Raw genomic sequence first — 15557 nt, forward strand, 5'->3', positions numbered from 1 at the left:
TTCCAAAAGGTGGGAAACGGACATCAGGCGCGCTCCTCCTCGCCCTCGAGCCAGCTGCGCAAGATCTCGACCGTTTCGTCCTGCCGCTCGCTGATCATGGCGCGTAGTCTTTCGACAGGGTCCTGATCATCGGAGTCGAGGGATGGGAGCCCCACACCACCACCGCCCGACAGCATCGGCAATTCGCCTGGTCCGTCCGCATCGTCCTGTATCTCGCCGGTCAGGGCGGCTTGAGAGGCTTCGAAACCGCCGAGGTTATCGGGATAACCGGAATTTTCGGAAGCGCCCGGGGCGGCAAGCTGCGCTGCACCATCGGGCTGGCGGGCCAGAACCGGGCGCACAACGAATAGACCCAGAATGAGCGCGACAATAGCTAGAACCGCTGCCTTGATGAGGGACATCGCATCGAAAGAGACGTTCGAAAGAAGCGAGCTTTGAGGTTCTGTTCCCAATGGTTCCGGCAGCTCGAACTGCATCGTCTTGAGAGTGATTTGATCTCCGCGCGCTTCGTCGAAGCCGACGGCGGAAGCGACGAGTTCACGCAGGTCGGCAAGCTCTTCCTCCGAGCGCGGTGCAAAGACCTCGGCTCCGTTGGCATCTGTCGTCGTGGTGCCGTTGACCAGAACCGCGACCGTAAGACGCTTCACTGCGCCCGGCACCATCGTGATCTGCCGTTCGGTTTCGGACACTTCGTAATTGACCCTTTCGCGCGTCTCGCTGACCTGGCTGGACGAGGAATCGCCGGCCGCGCCGTCACCATCGGGCAGGTTGGATGCCACCGTGACATCGCCCCCGCCTTGATCGGTTGACTGGTTCGCGACCTCTTCGGTGTCGGTGCTGATGGCGACGCGACTGCCCGGGTCAATCACCCGCTCACGGACGGATTCGGTTTGTGTCACGGTGTCGACGCTGACCTCGACCACCGCATTGCCCGGTCCGACACGTGCCTCAAGAAGCCGTGTCACCCGCTGCCGGATCGCATCGGTGCGGTCGTCCGCCGCGTTGGTCGGCGTTTCCTCGGCCACGCCAAGAAGGCCACCTTCGCTGTCGATGATCGAGACATCCTCCGGCGTCAGGCCCGGCACGGCGGAGGCGACGAGAAACTTCAAGCCCTTCGCGTGCTTGGCTGAAAGGCCACCTGCAGCAGTGCTGATCGAGACGGATGCGGACGGTTTGACGTCGCGCTGAAACGGGTTGTTCCCGGTCTTGGCGATATGCACCCGGGCCGAGCTTATGGACTGGTGGGTCAGGATCGTACGGGCAAGCTCGCCCTCTTTGGCACGCCAGTAGGCGGCATCGAACATCTGCGATGTTGTGCCAAATCCCGACAGACCATCGAGCAGTTCGTATCCGCGCGACGAATTCGCCGGAAGTCCTTCGCTGGCCAGGGTCATGCGAAGTTCGTCACGTCGCGCGGAATCGACGAAGATCGACCCGCCGCGCACATCATAAGCGACGCCGCGCTGTTCGAGAGCACGCACGACCTCGCCCGCCGGGCCGCTTTCGAGGCCGGCGTAGAGCAGCGAAAGACTGGGTGCCGAGGCCATACGGGCAAGCGACAGAACAGCGGCAAACATCGCGACGGTTGCAAGTGTCACGATCACGCGGCGACGGGCATTCATTCCCGACCAGATATCGATGAGCTGCTGCAAGTTCTTCGCCTCCAGGATTGCGGCGTTCTGCCGTTCGCTGCGGTCCTGTTTCGCTCATCAGGCTTAACAATCGGTTAGTTCCTGTCGGGCTATGGTGCAGAAAATCGAAATCTAGGGATCAATCGATGGAAGATACCGAAGACCAGCTCGACGAGCCCCCCAAGAAGAAGTCGAAACTGCCTTTGATTGTTGGGCTTGTCCTGGCTCTTGCCGGCGGTGGTGGCGGATTTTATGCCGTCTCGTCCGGCCTGATTCTCGGCGGAGGATCCACCGAAGATCACGCGCATGAACAAGAGGACCGTGAGGTGAAGGACATGCCCGATGTGGCTTTCGTCCCGATCGAGCCGCTGGTCATTTCTGTCGGCGGCAAGGATGTCAGTCATCTGCGTTTTCGGGCGCAGTTGGAGGTCCGGTCGGCCTATCGCGAGGAAGTCGAGAAGCTGATGCCGCGCGTGGTGGATGTGCTCAATTCCTATTTGCGGGCCGTCGCCGTAGAGGATCTGAGCAACAACTCGGCCTTGGTGCGGTTGCGCGCACAGATGCTGAGACGCGTGCAGGTGGTCACCGGCGGTGACCGGGTTAATGACCTGCTGATCATGGAATTCGTACTGAACTGAGGGATCAAATGATCGAAATGATTGCAGATGTGCTGTTGGTCGCCGGCGCGATCGGTGCCGGATTTTATTGTTATGTTCTGGCGCGCCGGCTTAGTCGGTTCAACGACCTTGAAAACGGGGTTGGCGGCGCGGTCGCAGTTTTGTCCGCTCAGGTCGACGACCTGACCAAGACGCTCGAGGCCGCACAGAAGACCGCCTCGGCATCGACCATGTCGCTGGATGGTCTGACCGACCGCGCCGAAACGGTGGCCAAGCGGCTCGAACTTCTGGTCGCGTCCATGCACGACGTGTCTGACACGCCGCCGCCCCAACCTGGCGAGTCCGAGAAACGGGAGGCACCCGCGTCTCCGCTCGGCCCGATGTTCAAACGGCATGGAAATGGATGAATGGGAAGGTCGGCAATGAAAAAGCAGCCAAGACAAAAGCGCCGTTCCACTCAGAAAGGCAGCCTGGTGGTCATCGCCACGCTGCTGATCTCGTCCGCGGTGCTGAGAATCGGCGAAGGTGCGGGGCAGGCGTTTGCACGCGACCCCGACAATGACGCGATTGCAAATGCGAATGGCGAGGCTATGGGGAAGACCTGCCAGACGTCCGAAGATCTGCAAGCGATGCTGGAGGCATTCCAGTCACGCGAAGCCCGGATCGAGGAAAAGGAAGCCGCCATACGTGATCGTATGCACGCATTGCGCATCGCGGATGAGCAGGTGACGGAAAAACTTGCGCAACTGACCAAGGCGGAAACGCAGCTGCGCGAAACCATCGCGCTGGCAGAGACGGCGGCCGAAGACGATCTGGATCGGCTGACACGGGTTTACGAGACGATGAAACCGAAACAGGCCGCGGCCCTGTTCGAAGAGATGGACCCGAATTTCGCTGCCGGTTTTCTGGGACGGATGCGGCCCGAGGCGGCCGCGGCCATCATGGCCGGCCTCAGCCCCGAGGCCGCGCATCTTTACAGCGTGGTTCTGGCCGGCCGAAACGCGGGTGTTCCAAAGGAATAATCCGCCGCGGTCAGCAAAAAATTAACTGGTCGATGGTTATCTGGCGCGGACATTCCGGCGGAGCACAGAACACGACATGATTGGCATAATCGGTATTCTCGTCATTTTCGTGATGGTCTTCGGCGGGTACCTCGCTGCCGGCGGCAAGCTCGGGATCATTCTCAAGGCCTTGCCGTTCGAACTGATGATGATCGGCGGTGCTGCCATCGGCGCTTTCCTGATCAGCAACGACATGGCTGCGGTCAAGCATACGGCAAAGGATATCGGCAAGGTCTTCAAGGGACCCAAATGGAAAGCCGAAGATTATCGCGATCTTCTTTGCATGTTGTTCGAACTGATCCGCCTGGCACGGTCAAACCCGGTAGCGATCGAGGAACATGTCGAGGCGCCGGACGAGTCCTCGATTTTCGGACGCTATCCCAAGATCCAGTCCGACAAGGAGGCGGTGGCGCTGATCTGTGACACGATGCGCTCCGCGTCCATGAACTATGACGATCCGCACCAGGTGGAGGAAGTGCTTGAAAAGCGGATGGAGTCGACCATGCATCACGCGCTGCACTCCAGCCACGCGCTTCAGACCATGGCCGACGGTCTGCCTGCGCTGGGCATCGTGGCGGCTGTTCTGGGCGTGATCAAGACCATGGCGTCGATCGACCAGCCGCCGGAAGTGCTTGGCAAGATGATCGGTGGCGCCCTGGTGGGTACATTCCTGGGCGTGTTCCTGGCATACGGGTTGGTTGGCCCGTTCGCCGGCAAGGTCAAGGCCGTGGTCGAAGAGGACGCGCAATTCTACCAGCTGATCCGGGAAGTGTTGGTTGCCAATCTTTACAACCATGCCACGAATATCTGCATCGAGGTCGGCCGACAGAACACACCTTCGCATTGCCGTCCGAGCTTTACCGACCTTGAGGAGGCGCTTAAGGCCGTCAAACAGGAGGCGGCATGATGGGTCGATGGCTCGCCATCCTGGTGTCAGCGATCTGGCCTCTGGCGGTGCAAGCGCAAGGCGTTTCAGTGCGTTCGGGAGATCACGAGGATTTCACGAGACTGGTCTTCAACCTGCCATCACGGACCGATTGGACGATCGAAAACACCGAGGACGAAGCCGTGCTGCGCTTTGCACGGCGGGGCCTGTCGTTTGATATCAGCAAGGTCTTCGATCGGATTCAGAGGGATCGACTGGCGGAAATCGACATTGACCGTGATACGCAGTCCGTGACGCTGCGATTTGCCTGCGCCTGCGAGGCGACAGGCTTTTGGTTTCGCCAGTCGATGCTGGTCGTCGATGTCGCCGCCAAAGAGACCGGGTCGACCGGACAGATACGGGACACATCAAGCGACAATCGCAGCGTTGCGCTTCAGCTTCCAACGCGCGGTACGTCTGCCGCGACGACCTTGATGCATCAAGCGATCGGTTTCGAACCACCTGAAACCGAGCAACGGGCCGAGATGGCAAGCCCGCTTTTGCGCGAGACCGGTCTTGAAGAAAGCCGCGATCGCCTGCTGCGCCAAGTCAGTCGCGCGGCAAGCCAGGGTCTCTTGGCACCGAAGAGAACGCTGCGGCAACTGGTTGAAAAAGTCGCTGAGCCATCTCAGCCCGTGCCACCGGAGCCCGCTTTACAAGCTCCAGAGGAAAGAGACTCCACACTGCCCTTCAACCTTAACATTAATGTTCAAACGGCCGTGGACCGCGACTTCCTGTCCGCGCTTGAAGCAGGTGACCAAACAAGGCTTGCCAGCAGATGTCTCGATGCAGAGTTTATCGATGTCGCGAACTGGGGGTCGAGCGAGCCGTTCTGGGAACAGATCGGTCCACTCAGAGGGCGCATGACAAGCGAGTTCGACCGTATCGACGAACAGTCGGTCGGCAAGCTGGCCCAACTCTACCTGTATTTCGGCTTCGGCGTCGAGGCACGCAACATAGCGTCGTTGTTACCGGACGGTTCGGAACGAAAGAAAATCTACACGGCGCTGGCGCAGATCATGGACAATGGCAGTGCAGGCGGGACGGTTCTTGCCGGCCAACTTGACTGTGACGCGCCAGGTGCGATGTGGTCGGCGCTTGCTCATGAAAAATTGCCAGCGGATGCGCAGGTGAACCATAACGCGATTGTCCGGGCGTTTTCTGGCTTGCCTCCGCACCTCAGAAAACATCTCGGGCCAATTCTGTCCGCCAGACTTCTGAGCGCCGGACATGCCCGCGAAAGTTCTGCAATTCTTCGAATCCTCGACCGCGTCGACGAGACCATGACGTCTGCGGCCAAGATGGTCGTCGCCGATCTGCAAATTCAGAACGGAGAACGGGAAGCAGCGGAGGAAAGCCTGGACACCGTGATCGAGGCGAACAGTGAGATGTCGCCTGAGGCTGTTGCCCGACAGATTGACAGCCAGATCGAACGCGGCGGGCAAGTTCCGGCGAAACTGGCGCAATTGGCTTCGGCTTATGCCTATGAGTATGCAGGTAGCCCCTTGGGGCAGAAGCTGGCACGGTCGCATGTTCTTGCATTGGGTGCCACAGGTGCGTTCGACGACGCCTTCTCCGAGCTCGGCAGATTTGAGTCGGATACGGAAGGTTCGCTGGACCACATCCGAGCCGATCTTACGAACCGGCTGGCGACCCATGGCGCGCCATTCGAAATCCTGCGGTATGTGCTGTCGGGCGAGACCGCCCGGCCTGAGTTGCTTTCCCAGGAAAGTGCACTTGCCATGGCAGAGCATCTTTTGGATGCCGGCTTTTACCAACAAAGCCGGGACATGCTGGAGCAAACCTTCCATGGCCGAAATATGCGGCAGGCACGTCTTATACGGGCTAGGGCAGCGCTGAAGCTCAACCAGCCGAGGCTTGCCGAAGTCGAGTTGCTTGGTCTTGAAGGCAAGGACGTCAACATCCTGCGCGCGCAGGCCCGCAGCATGGTCGGCGAACACCGGCAGGCCTATGAGTTGTTCAGATCCGCCGGGCTGGAGGCGGAGGCGAACCGAGAGGCGTGGTTGGCCGAAGGCGGCGTGGCTGACGCCGAACCGCCCACTCCGAATGACCTGACGGGACTTGCCGAGGAGGAAACCGAGATCGGCGTCCTGGCGCAGAACAAGCTCCTCTTGGAAGACGTGGGCGCCACGCGCGCCACCCTTCAGGCCTTGCTGGCCGAAACACCGGATCCGTCGCCGGAGAACTAGGCCCGGTTACGAATTGTAAAGGTCAACACTCTAGACTTCGAACACAGGCAGAATGCCTTTTGCAGTGCGGAGAACCCGGTGGACCATTTGCTCGCTCCAGTCCTTTTGAAATGCGCCAGTGTACCTCTGCGCCGGGGGTTCGGGAGTCTCTTGCATTGAGACCTCTGACACTCGAGAGCTTGTTTCAGCCGACTGTTCTGCTGGCTTTGGCTCTGATGGCCATCATCGTCATGATGGTTCTGCCCATGCCGTCCTGGGTGCTGGACGTTGGTCTTGCGGCTTCTTTCGCACTCGCCATCCTGATCTTCACCGTCACGCTTTTCATCGAACGGCCGCTCGATTTCTCGTCGTTCCCAACGATTTTGCTCGCATCTCTGATGCTGAGATTGTCGCTGAACGTTTCTTCGACCAAGCTCATCATCGGCGAAGGGCACACTGGCACCGACGCTGCAGGAGACGTCATTCAAGGTTTCGCCAACTTCGTGATGGGCGGCAGCATCTTTTTGGGTCTCGTCGTGTTCTCGGTTCTTTTGATCGTTAATTTCATGGTGATCACGAAAGGGGCGGCGCGGATGGCCGAAGTGGGCGCGCGCTTTGCTCTCGACGGTATGCCGGGCAAGCAATTGGCGATCGACAGCGATATGTCCGCGGGCGCCATAGATCACACCGAAGCAAAGGAGCGGCGTGAACGCGAGCAACAGGAAACGACCTTTTTTGGCTCGCTCGACGGCGCGTCGAAATTCGTAAAGGGCGACGCCGTTGCAGGTCTGCTGATCACCCTGCTTAACCTCGTGATGGGTCTGATCATGGGCGTCGTGGTGCACAGTATGCCGATAGGGACCGCGTTCGAGACTTATGCCATCCTCACGGTCGGTGATGGCCTGGTAACCCAGATTCCGGCAGTTGTGATTTCCATTGCGTCAGCCCTCTTGTTGGCCCGCGGGGGCAGCCAGGGCGCGACTGACATCGCTTTGACGGCACAGCTTGGCCGGCACCCGTCCGCCATGGCGACGGTTGCCGTTCTGATGATCCTGTTCGCGCTTGTGCCGGGTCTGCCTTTTATTCCCTTCATCATTGGTGGCCTGGCCCTAGGCGGAACCGCGTTGTGGCTGTTGCGCAAGCGCGGTTTGCCGAAGGAGGCCCCGGTGGAGGTCGATCCGGAGGTAAGCCCTGCCAGCAAATCGCTGGGCGATATCCTTGACCTTGACGATATCCATGTTGAGTTCGCGCCCGACCTCGTCAATATGGTGCTTGATCCGGGAACCGGCCTAGACGCGCGGATCGACAACATGCGTCGCCATGTGGCCAGCTATTTTGGCCTGATCCTGCCAGAAATCCGGCTGACCGATGAACCTGCCTTGCCGAAAGGCACGTATGTCCTGCGGATACAGGGAGTCGAGCAAGCCCGGGCCGTTCTGCGCCTTGATCACGTGCTGGCGCTTGATCCAGACTCCGCGCCCGGTCTGCCCTCGGGTGAAAATGTCCGCGAGCCTGTCTACGATGCCCCGGCGCGTTGGATCCCCGAGGCGGACCAAACAGACGCTGCCTTGTCCGGCGTCACCCTCGTCAATCCCGCTGAAGTGCTGGCAACGCATCTTCTGGAGGTCATCAAGCGAAATCTAGGCCGGTTGCTGACGATGAAGGCAATGCGGCGTCTGCTGGATGAAATGGTCAACCTCAGCAATCCGGCACGGGCCGAAGCCAACCGAAAGCTGCTTGACGAAATGATCCCCGACCGCGTGCCAACAGATCTGTTGCACCAGGTGTTGCGCCTGCTGCTGGCAGAGCAGGTATCTATCCGCAACCTGCCGCTGATCCTGGAAGCGGTGGCCGAGGGCCGCCAGGTGCACGCGCATCCGGAGATGATCTGCGAACACGTGCGGCAACGGCTGGGCTTTCAGCTTGTCGCCAACCTGCAACGCGAGGATGGGAGTTTGCCGCTGTTGCAGCTTGCTCCGGAATGGGAAGACACCTTTTCCACCTATCAGGTTGACAGCGATCGCGGCCGGCCCGACGTGGCGTTGCCGCCGGAGCTTTTCAACGTTTTGACCTCTTCGGTGGCGGATGCCGTGTCGGAGGCGGGCGAACGCGGCGTCTTTCCGGCGATCGTCACATCCACGCCGCGCCGAAGGTTCCTGCGCACGGTGCTGACAGCGAAAAGCATCTCCAACCCGGTTCTGTCCTTCGAGGAAATCGGCGCCGACGCGCGCCCGGCGCTGGTTGGCGTGGTGCCGGCATGAGCCCGGCCGCAGAACTCTTGTCGCTGGTCGAGGACGCACTTTGGGTTCACTTCATCGTCTTTCTGAGAACCGGCCCGGTTATGGCGCTTTTTCCCGGTTTTGGGGAACGCACTGTGCCGACGCGGTTCAAACTGGTGTTGGCTATCCTGTTCACCATCGTGATCGCTCCGGCGCTGGCATCTGTATTGGACCCGGTGGTGGCGGCCCCGCCGCCGCTGGGGTGGCTCATCCTGTCGGAAACGGCTGTCGGCCTTCTCATCGGGATCGGACTTCGGATGTTTCTCCTGGCGCTGCAGACCGCCGGAGCTATAGCGGCCCAATCGACCTCGCTTTCACAGATCCTGGGCGATGCCGGAGTGACGCCATTGCCAGCGATCGGGCACCTACTGGTCATCGGCGGGCTTGCCCTGGCCATGATCCTCGACTTGCACGTTCACGTGGCCGAAATGATGATCCTGACTTACAGCTTGTTCCCGGTCGCACAGTTGCCTGACCCCGGGGCGGTTTCGATGTGGGGCATACGTCAGGTTTCCGGCGCCTTTGCCTTGGCGTTCACCTTGGCGGCGCCCTTCGTGATCGTGTCGGTGCTCTACAACATCACGCTTGGCGTGATTAACCGTGCGATGCCGCAAATGATGGTCGTGTTCGTCGGCGCCCCGGTGATCACCGGGGCCGGAATAGCGCTTCTGTTTCTGTTGGCGCCAACGATGCTGACCCTGTGGATCGAGGCGCTTCAGGCCTTCGTCGTCAATCCGTTCGGAACGCGCTGATGTCCGGTTCGCAGGAAGACGATACCGAAAAGTCGCACGAGCCGACCCAGCACAAGTTGGACGAGGCGCGCAAGAAAGGCGAGCTGGCCCGATCGGCCGACCTGAACACGGCAGCCGCCTATGGGGGCTTTCTTTTGGCCGCGCTTGCAATCGGAGCCAGCTCCGTAGGGTCGGTCAGCACGGCAATGATGGTGTTGCTTGGCCAGGCGGGCGACTTCGCGGATCTCGTGTTCGAAGGTTCGGCGGCCGGTCCGGTCGGCGGGTTGCTGGGGACCATTGCCTTGGGCCTTTTGGCCTGGTTCCTGATACCGGCCGGTGCCGCGTTGCTCAGTGTCTTTGCGCAACGCGCCTTCGTTTTTGCGCCGACCAAGTTGCAGCCCAAGTTGTCCCGGATCAGCCCAGTTTCGAACGCGAAGAACAAATACGGCCTCTCGGGCCTGTTCGAGTTCGCCAAAAGTTTTGCCAAGCTGTTTTTCTACTCGGTCCTGCTGGCCGCATATCTTTCTTTCAGGCTACCTGAAATGGCGGGCAGCCTGCACGCCGAACCTCAGGTGATCGGGGCCCTGATGGCAAAAATGCTGATCGAGTTTCTGTTCGTGGTCCTGGTGATCGCGGCGTCGATCGGCGTGGTGGATTACCTATGGCAAAGCTTCGATCACCAGCGCAAGAACCGGATGTCGCACCGCGAGGTAAAGGAAGAGCACAAGCAGAACGAAGGCGATCCGCACATGAAACAAGAGCGCCGTCAACGTGCGACGCAAATTGCGAGCCAGCAGATGATTGCCGAGGTGCCAGGGGCAGACGTGGTTATCGTAAACCCAACACATTATGCCGTGGCCCTGAAATGGAGCCGCCTGCCCGGGGCGGCTCCGATCTGTGTGGCGAAAGGCGTTGATCATGTCGCGCTTGCGATCCGGGACAAGGCGATGGCGCATGGCGTACCGGTGAGGTCCGACCCGCCAACGGCCCGCGCGGTCTACGCGATGACCCAGATCGGCGATGAGATCGATCCACAGCACTATCGTGCGGTGGCTGCCGCTATCCGCTTTGCAGAGGCGATGCGAAAGCGGGCGAGGGCCTGGTCATGAAGGACGATTTCAACGAGCTTGTGGCGATCACCGATGCGCGGTTCCGCGCGGAACAGGCAAAGTTGCGGGATATCCTGCAAGAGGAAAAACGCCTGCGCGACAAGGCGTCAGAGCTGGAGGCGGCGCAGCGTGGCGCGCAGCTGCAATATGCGTCCGAGTGCGCCGGCCAACGCATCTATGGCGGTGACGTCTTGTGGCTGGGCTGGATCGGTCGCGCCCGCCGCCAGTTGCAGATCGAGCTGGCACGCGTGCTGGTGGAAAAGGGAAAGAGAATGAGCGCGCTCAGTCACGCCCACGGGCGCAAGATCGCGTCCGAGTCGCTGGAGTCAGATGCGCGGCGCAAGGAACGCGCCGAATCTCAAAAGCAGGACATCGAGCAAGAACAGGCTCTGTTCCTGCTCGATCACTGGTTTCGGTGAGCGCACGCCGCGCCGCGTCTAGACGTCCTGGCGGGCGATATCGGTGATCAGAATGCTACGCACCACATCTCCGATCAGGCCCTGCGCGGTCTCGCGCAACGACGCGCGCAGAATGTCCATGTTGTTGGCGTTGGTGAACTCGCCCTCGAATCCGCCGACATTGGCGTGGTCGAAAAGCACTTGCAGAAACGCATCGCGCAGCTTCGGCTCGCGGGCATAGATCACCTCGGATTGACCTTCGGCCACTTCGACGCTCAATGACATCACCACGAGGGAGTTCACGAGATCATTCGTGACCACCGGCACCACGAACTGATTATTGAGCTTGACGTATTCATGTGTCGTTTCTTCTTCGGGCGCATCGGCGTCGTGATCCTTGGCGGATGTGTCCTGTGCGCCCTGGGATTGGTCGGTTTCGCCGCAGGGATGCATTTCCACGACCTCCGCAGGATCCGGGCGAAGCGCGATCCCGGCGCCGACACCGGCACCTATTCCGAGAAGTGCCATCAAGATGGGAATGAGTTTGCGCATGTCGAGTCTTTCTAGAACGGAAGGATCATGTCTAGCGCTTGTTGGCCGTAGCGCGGTTGCTGGACGTCGGTGATCTGTCCCCGTCCACCGTAGGAAATACGGGCCGAGGCGATCTTGTCGTAGGTGATCTCATTCTGGCGCGAGATATCCTCGGGCCGCACGAACCCCTGCACAAGAAGTTCGCGCAGTTCGAAATTCACCCGCACCTCCTGCGAACCCTGGATGGCAAGCACGCCGTTCGGAAGAACCTGGGTAACCGAAGCGGCGATGCGCAGGGTCAGTTCCTCGCGCCGGCTGACGGATCCGTCGCCGCCGGAGCTGCTCGACTGATTGATGCCCACGGCGTTGTCCATGCTGGCGCCTTCGGGCAAATCTTCGTCGATCCGCTGCGGGATACCGAACAGGTCGGGAATCGCGAGATCTTCTGAGCCGTTTCTGGATCGTGAGGTCGAGTTGGAGATCTGGGCTTCGTCGTCGATCTCGATCACGACGGTCAGGATATCGCCTCGCTTCATGGCGCGCCGATCGCCGAGCAGGGACCGTTGCCCACCGCTCCAGAGCGAGGCGCGGTCGACCGGTCGATCGGGCTCGGCTACCAAAGGCAGACCCGGATCGTACATCGCCCGATTTTCGTCGGTGTCTTCGGTCGGGGTGAAGCTGGGCGGTTTTCCGAAATGATCCATGCGCCCGCAGGCCGCAACAGTGCAAATCAGGGCGAAACAGAGACTGAACTTAAGTGACATTCGCATTTTCCTAATGAGCGACCAGAACTTGGCCCGATCGACTGACCCGCCCCGAAACCGTATTGCGTGACGACATGTTCATGACCCGGACGTACTCACCCACGCCGGCACGATCGAGCGACCGTCCCTCGGTGGAAATGCGCAGGCCGTTCGCCTCGAAGATCAGGGGCACGATCTGATTGCGTTCCACGATGGCCGGCGGACCCACATCTCCTTGGCGAATGGGGCGGCCCGCATAAAGCGCGGTGCGCGTCTCCTGCCCCACGAGCAGGGCGGGATCGTCGACGCCGCCGGGGATGTCCCCGCGCTTCAACGCCAGATGTTCGATGGTGAGAATCGTTTGTGCACGGATCGTCTGGGCCGCGACGACAGTGTCGGCCGCTGCGCCGCCGCCAGAGAAACCCATGCAGATCAGGGTAAGACAGAGCCGCATCAGCGCACCTGCGTCGTGGCGCTGAGCATCTGGTCCGCGGCCGTAATGACTTTCGCATTCAGCTCGTATCCGCGCTGAGCCTCGATAAGTTCTGTAATCTCGCGCACCGGGTCGACCGAGCTGTCCTCGAGATATCCTTGCCGCACTGTGCCCAGGCCGTCCTGCCCCGGTGTGCTGGCCAGGGCGGCGCCTGACGCCTCGGTTTCAAGGAAAAGATTTGCGCCGATCGCCTCGAGCCCCTTGGCATTGGTAAAGCCGGCCAGGTTGAACTGTCCCAAAAGCTGTGCCTCGGCCGCCTCGGCGAAATAGGCATATACCTCACCCGCGCCGTTGATCGAGATGCTGCGCGCATCGTCGGGAATCGTGATTTCTGGCGCGACGGGATAGCCTTCGGACGTGACGATCAGCCCGTCTGCCGATCGCTTCAGTGCGCCGTCCCTGGTATAGGCAGCCTGTCCCGAAGGCAGCGTCACCTCGAAGTACCCGTTGCCCTCGATCGCGATGTCGAGATCGCCACCGGTCGCCGAAAGCGAGCCTTGCGCAAGGTTGACAGAGATAGCCGCGGGCCTGACGCCAAGACCCAGCTGCACGCCGGTGGGCAGCAAGGTGCCGTCGGCGGCGTTGACCGTGCCTGGGCGCGCCAGTTGCTGATAATGCAGGTCCGCGAACTCGGCACGGCGCGTGTTGTAGCCGGTCGTGGACATGTTCGCGAGGTTGTTGGAAATGGTTTCGACCCGCATTTGCTGGGCCGCCATTCCGGTTGCGGCGATTTTCAGGGCTCGCATGGCAATCTCCTTTGATTACTTGGCGACAAATGTCTGAAGTGCTGTGCGAATGCGTTCGTGTTCCGCTTCGATAAAGCTCTGACCCATCTCGTAGGCACGCTGCACCTCGATCATTCGCGCGATCTGGCCAAGAGGGTCGACATTGGAGCTTTCGAGAAATCCTTGCCGTATCAGTGGATCGAGAACCGGCTCGACACCCGCGTCAGAGCGAAACATCACGCCGCCCTCCCGGACCATCGCCGTCATATCCGTGGGCATCACGAGCCCGACCTGGCCGATCAACCGCCCATCCGAGCTTATGGTGCCGTCGCCGGATATCCCCAGCGTGCCGTCCGGCGGGATGAAGACCGGCGCACCGCCGGCATCCAGCACCCTGTACCCGTCATTGGTCACAAGATCACCTTCGGCAGAGACCGCGAAGCTTCCGTTGCGGGTCAGGCGCTCGCCGGCGGGCGTTTCGATCAGGAAAAAGCCGTCGCCTTCGATCGCCAGGTCAAGCGCGCCGCCGGTCTGCGTGATGGTGCCCTGGGCGTAGGACGTATTGCGCACATTTGCCGTGGCCATTGACAGGGACGGTCCATTTTCGACGCCCACGATATGCTCGGCAAAGATCAACCCCTCCTGTCGGTAACCGGTGGTCGAACTGTTCGCGATATTGTTCGCGATGGTTTGCATTTCCCGCATCAGGCCCGATTGACGGGTGAGGGTCGTGTAGAACGCGCTTTCCAAATCAGCCTCCGATCATCAGGGGGACCACGCGGTCCTGGAAAAAGCTGACCAGCGTTTGTGTCATGAAGCCCATGGTCAGCCAGAACACCGCGACGATTGCCGCCAGTTTCGGAACGAACGTCAAAGTCAGTTCCTGGATCGAGGTCAGTGCCTGGAACAAACCGACGAAAAGACCCGCCACCAGTGCCACCGAAAGGATCGGAAGCGACGTTATCACCGCCACCCAAAGCCCCTGGCGCAAAGTGTCGAAAAATATGACTTCTTCCGACATCGCCTTACACCGGCATTCGCAGGATTTCCTGGTAGGCCTCGACCACCTTGTCTCGGACCGTCACGGCGGTTTCCACGGCAAGCTCGGTCTGCGCCAGCGCCTGGACAAGGGCGTGTGGATCGGCCTCTCCGCTCATCGCGGCCTTGGCCGTGACCTCGGCGTCCTGCAGGGTTGCGGCAAAATCCCGGGCGAGGCCTTTGGCGGCCCCGCCCACGTCACCCTGACCGGCATTCGGCTCGGTCGCCGGGCGCGCTGCTGCATAATTCTGGGCAGCATTGATAGGTTTGATATCCATTCTGGAACTCCTCTATCGACGTAACAGGTCAAGCAGGCTGGACGACATCTGCCGGGCCTGTTCGAACATTTTCAGGTTCGCTTCGTAGCTGCGCTGGGCCTCGCGGGCGTCGGCAAGCTCGACCACGAGGTTCACATTCGACCCGTCGAAATGGCCGGTCTCGTCTGCCATCGGGTGCGAAGGGTCGAATATTTCTTCAAGATCCTTGCGGCTGAGGTGCACGCGGCTGGTTTCAACGCCGCCGGCATCGGGTCCGCGGGCGACTTCCTCGAAAGAAATCAGCTTGCGACGATAGCCAGGCGTGTCGACATTCGCGATGTTTTCCGACACGTGCCGCAGGCGCTGGCTTTGTGCCTTCAGAGCCGTTGCAGAAACGGAAAGGGATTGTCCGAGATCGCTCATCTATGCCTCGTGTTATCGGCGCACCGCGGTGCGCAAGATTGTCAGGGCGGATTTGTAGATCGTGACGGCGCGGTCGTGCTGGCGCTTGGTGTCCACCGCGTGCAGCATTTCGCTTTCGACTGAAACGGCGTTGCCGTTGGGATCGGCCATCGCGTCACCGCGTTCGAAAACCTCATAGCCGCCGGTTTGCGCGGCACCGTTCAGGTGACGCGCGCGGGTGGCAGCCTGTGCAAAGGCCGGAGTTTTCGTCTCTAATTCAGCCTGAAACGGTGCGATATCGCGCGCGACGTAATCCGGCGTGTCGGCATTGGCCATGTTCCTGGCAATCACGGTCTGGCGTGCGCCAGCGTGCTTGGCCATCGCATGTGCCATGCGAAAGACTTCGAGATTTTCAAACATCGGGGCTT

19 protein-coding genes are annotated in these 15557 nt (G+C 60.6%); 9 read left to right on the forward strand and 10 right to left on the reverse strand.

Annotated elements, in window-relative coordinates:
- Positions 1–23 precede the first annotated feature (23 nt).
- Positions 24–1652: a flagellar basal-body MS-ring/collar protein FliF gene (gene fliF / locus XM53_RS17115; RefSeq protein WP_057795519.1), complete on the reverse strand. Its 1629-nt coding sequence runs from the start codon at positions 1650–1652 to the stop codon at positions 24–26.
- Between the two features lie 125 nt (positions 1653–1777).
- On the opposite strand from fliF, the gene XM53_RS17120 reads away from it, so the two are divergent.
- From XM53_RS17120 to XM53_RS17160, 9 genes are all read left to right on the forward strand, one after another.
- A complete protein-coding gene (locus XM53_RS17120) occupies positions 1778–2269 on the forward strand; it encodes a flagellar basal body-associated FliL family protein (protein ID WP_057795521.1) in 492 nt (163 codons plus the stop codon).
- A gap of 11 nt (positions 2270–2280) precedes the next feature.
- Positions 2281–2655: a hypothetical protein gene (locus XM53_RS17125; protein ID WP_057795641.1), complete on the forward strand. Its 375-nt coding sequence runs from the start codon at positions 2281–2283 to the stop codon at positions 2653–2655.
- A 15-nt stretch (positions 2656–2670) separates the two neighbouring features.
- Positions 2671–3270, forward strand: a complete 600-nt coding sequence (locus tag XM53_RS17130; protein ID WP_057795523.1) for a MotE family protein — start codon at positions 2671–2673, stop codon at positions 3268–3270.
- Between the two features lie 76 nt (positions 3271–3346).
- Complete coding sequence (gene motA, locus XM53_RS17135) at positions 3347–4216, forward strand: flagellar motor stator protein MotA (protein ID WP_057795525.1); 870 nt, start codon at positions 3347–3349, stop codon at positions 4214–4216.
- Positions 4213–6444, forward strand: a complete 2232-nt coding sequence (locus XM53_RS17140) for a hypothetical protein (RefSeq protein ID WP_057795527.1) — start codon at positions 4213–4215, stop codon at positions 6442–6444. Before motA ends, XM53_RS17140 begins: the two co-directional genes overlap by 4 nt.
- Positions 6445–6659: 215 nt before the next feature.
- A complete protein-coding gene (gene flhA / locus XM53_RS17145; RefSeq protein WP_057795529.1) occupies positions 6660–8684 on the forward strand; it encodes a flagellar biosynthesis protein FlhA in 2025 nt (674 codons plus the stop codon).
- A complete protein-coding gene (locus XM53_RS17150) occupies positions 8681–9454 on the forward strand; it encodes a flagellar biosynthetic protein FliR (RefSeq protein WP_057795531.1) in 774 nt (257 codons plus the stop codon). Before flhA ends, XM53_RS17150 begins: the two co-directional genes overlap by 4 nt.
- Entirely contained in the window at positions 9454–10542 is a 1089-nt protein-coding gene (locus tag XM53_RS17155) for an EscU/YscU/HrcU family type III secretion system export apparatus switch protein (protein WP_057795533.1), read from the forward strand. Before XM53_RS17150 ends, XM53_RS17155 begins: the two co-directional genes overlap by 1 nt.
- Complete coding sequence (locus XM53_RS17160; RefSeq protein ID WP_057795535.1) at positions 10539–10961, forward strand: hypothetical protein; 423 nt, start codon at positions 10539–10541, stop codon at positions 10959–10961. Before XM53_RS17155 ends, XM53_RS17160 begins: the two co-directional genes overlap by 4 nt.
- Before the next feature lie 18 nt (positions 10962–10979).
- On the opposite strand, the gene XM53_RS17165 is transcribed toward XM53_RS17160, so the two are convergent.
- From XM53_RS17165 to XM53_RS17205, 9 genes are read right to left on the reverse strand one after another with little or no spacing between them, the layout of a single operon-like run.
- Positions 10980–11492 carry a flagellar basal body-associated FliL family protein gene (locus XM53_RS17165; protein WP_057795537.1) on the reverse strand — a complete coding sequence of 171 codons (513 nt, stop codon included), beginning with the start codon at positions 11490–11492 and terminating at the stop codon, positions 10980–10982.
- 11 nt (positions 11493–11503) lie between these two features.
- The gene (gene flgH / locus XM53_RS17170) at positions 11504–12235 is read right to left on the reverse strand and encodes a flagellar basal body L-ring protein FlgH (protein WP_057795539.1); all 732 of its coding nucleotides are present in this window, start codon (positions 12233–12235) and stop codon (positions 11504–11506) included.
- A 10-nt stretch (positions 12236–12245) separates the two neighbouring features.
- A complete protein-coding gene (gene flgA / locus XM53_RS17175; RefSeq protein WP_057795541.1) occupies positions 12246–12668 on the reverse strand; it encodes a flagellar basal body P-ring formation chaperone FlgA in 423 nt (140 codons plus the stop codon).
- On the reverse strand, positions 12668–13453 hold the full coding sequence (flgG, locus tag XM53_RS17180) for a flagellar basal-body rod protein FlgG (RefSeq protein ID WP_057795543.1): 786 nt from the start codon (positions 13451–13453) through the stop codon (positions 12668–12670). The genes flgA and flgG overlap by 1 nt, the downstream gene beginning before the upstream one ends.
- A gap of 15 nt (positions 13454–13468) precedes the next feature.
- Positions 13469–14182 carry a flagellar hook-basal body complex protein gene (locus tag XM53_RS17185; RefSeq protein ID WP_057795545.1) on the reverse strand — a complete coding sequence of 238 codons (714 nt, stop codon included), beginning with the start codon at positions 14180–14182 and terminating at the stop codon, positions 13469–13471.
- 1 nt (position 14183) lies between these two features.
- Entirely contained in the window at positions 14184–14453 is a 270-nt protein-coding gene (locus tag XM53_RS17190) for a flagellar biosynthetic protein FliQ (RefSeq protein WP_057795547.1), read from the reverse strand.
- A 4-nt stretch (positions 14454–14457) separates the two neighbouring features.
- Entirely contained in the window at positions 14458–14748 is a 291-nt protein-coding gene (gene fliE / locus XM53_RS17195) for a flagellar hook-basal body complex protein FliE (RefSeq protein WP_057795549.1), read from the reverse strand.
- Between the two features lie 12 nt (positions 14749–14760).
- Entirely contained in the window at positions 14761–15150 is a 390-nt protein-coding gene (flgC, locus tag XM53_RS17200) for a flagellar basal body rod protein FlgC (RefSeq protein ID WP_057795551.1), read from the reverse strand.
- A 12-nt stretch (positions 15151–15162) separates the two neighbouring features.
- Positions 15163–15510 carry a FlgB family protein gene (locus XM53_RS17205; protein WP_328586686.1) on the reverse strand — a complete coding sequence of 116 codons (348 nt, stop codon included), beginning with the start codon at positions 15508–15510 and terminating at the stop codon, positions 15163–15165.
- Positions 15511–15557 lie beyond the last annotated feature (47 nt).

This window comes from Roseovarius atlanticus (assembly GCF_001441615.1).
In the GTDB taxonomy this organism is placed as follows: Bacteria; Pseudomonadota; Alphaproteobacteria; order Rhodobacterales; family Rhodobacteraceae; genus Roseovarius; species Roseovarius atlanticus.

Coding starts and splice junctions, on each gene's coding strand:
- XM53_RS17120 (WP_057795521.1), top strand. CDS start 1,778: ATGGAAGATACCGAAGACCAGCTCGACGAGCCCCCCAAGAAGAAGTCG.
- flgC (WP_057795551.1), bottom strand. CDS start 15,150: ATGAGCGATCTCGGACAATCCCTTTCCGTTTCTGCAACGGCTCTGAAG.
- flgH (WP_057795539.1), bottom strand. CDS start 12,235: ATGTCACTTAAGTTCAGTCTCTGTTTCGCCCTGATTTGCACTGTTGCG.
- fliE (WP_057795549.1), bottom strand. CDS start 14,748: ATGGATATCAAACCTATCAATGCTGCCCAGAATTATGCAGCAGCGCGC.
- motA (WP_057795525.1), top strand. CDS start 3,347: ATGATTGGCATAATCGGTATTCTCGTCATTTTCGTGATGGTCTTCGGC.
- XM53_RS17155 (WP_057795533.1), top strand. CDS start 9,454: ATGTCCGGTTCGCAGGAAGACGATACCGAAAAGTCGCACGAGCCGACC.
- XM53_RS17130 (WP_057795523.1), top strand. CDS start 2,671: ATGAAAAAGCAGCCAAGACAAAAGCGCCGTTCCACTCAGAAAGGCAGC.
- XM53_RS17160 (WP_057795535.1), top strand. CDS start 10,539: ATGAAGGACGATTTCAACGAGCTTGTGGCGATCACCGATGCGCGGTTC.
- flgG (WP_057795543.1), bottom strand. CDS start 13,453: ATGCGAGCCCTGAAAATCGCCGCAACCGGAATGGCGGCCCAGCAAATG.
- XM53_RS17205 (WP_328586686.1), bottom strand. CDS start 15,510: ATGGCCAAGCACGCTGGCGCACGCCAGACCGTGATTGCCAGGAACATG.
- flhA (WP_057795529.1), top strand. CDS start 6,660: ATGGCCATCATCGTCATGATGGTTCTGCCCATGCCGTCCTGGGTGCTG.
- XM53_RS17150 (WP_057795531.1), top strand. CDS start 8,681: ATGAGCCCGGCCGCAGAACTCTTGTCGCTGGTCGAGGACGCACTTTGG.
- flgA (WP_057795541.1), bottom strand. CDS start 12,668: ATGCGGCTCTGTCTTACCCTGATCTGCATGGGTTTCTCTGGCGGCGGC.
- XM53_RS17190 (WP_057795547.1), bottom strand. CDS start 14,453: ATGTCGGAAGAAGTCATATTTTTCGACACTTTGCGCCAGGGGCTTTGG.
- XM53_RS17140 (WP_057795527.1), top strand. CDS start 4,213: ATGATGGGTCGATGGCTCGCCATCCTGGTGTCAGCGATCTGGCCTCTG.
- XM53_RS17165 (WP_057795537.1), bottom strand. CDS start 11,492: ATGCGCAAACTCATTCCCATCTTGATGGCACTTCTCGGAATAGGTGCC.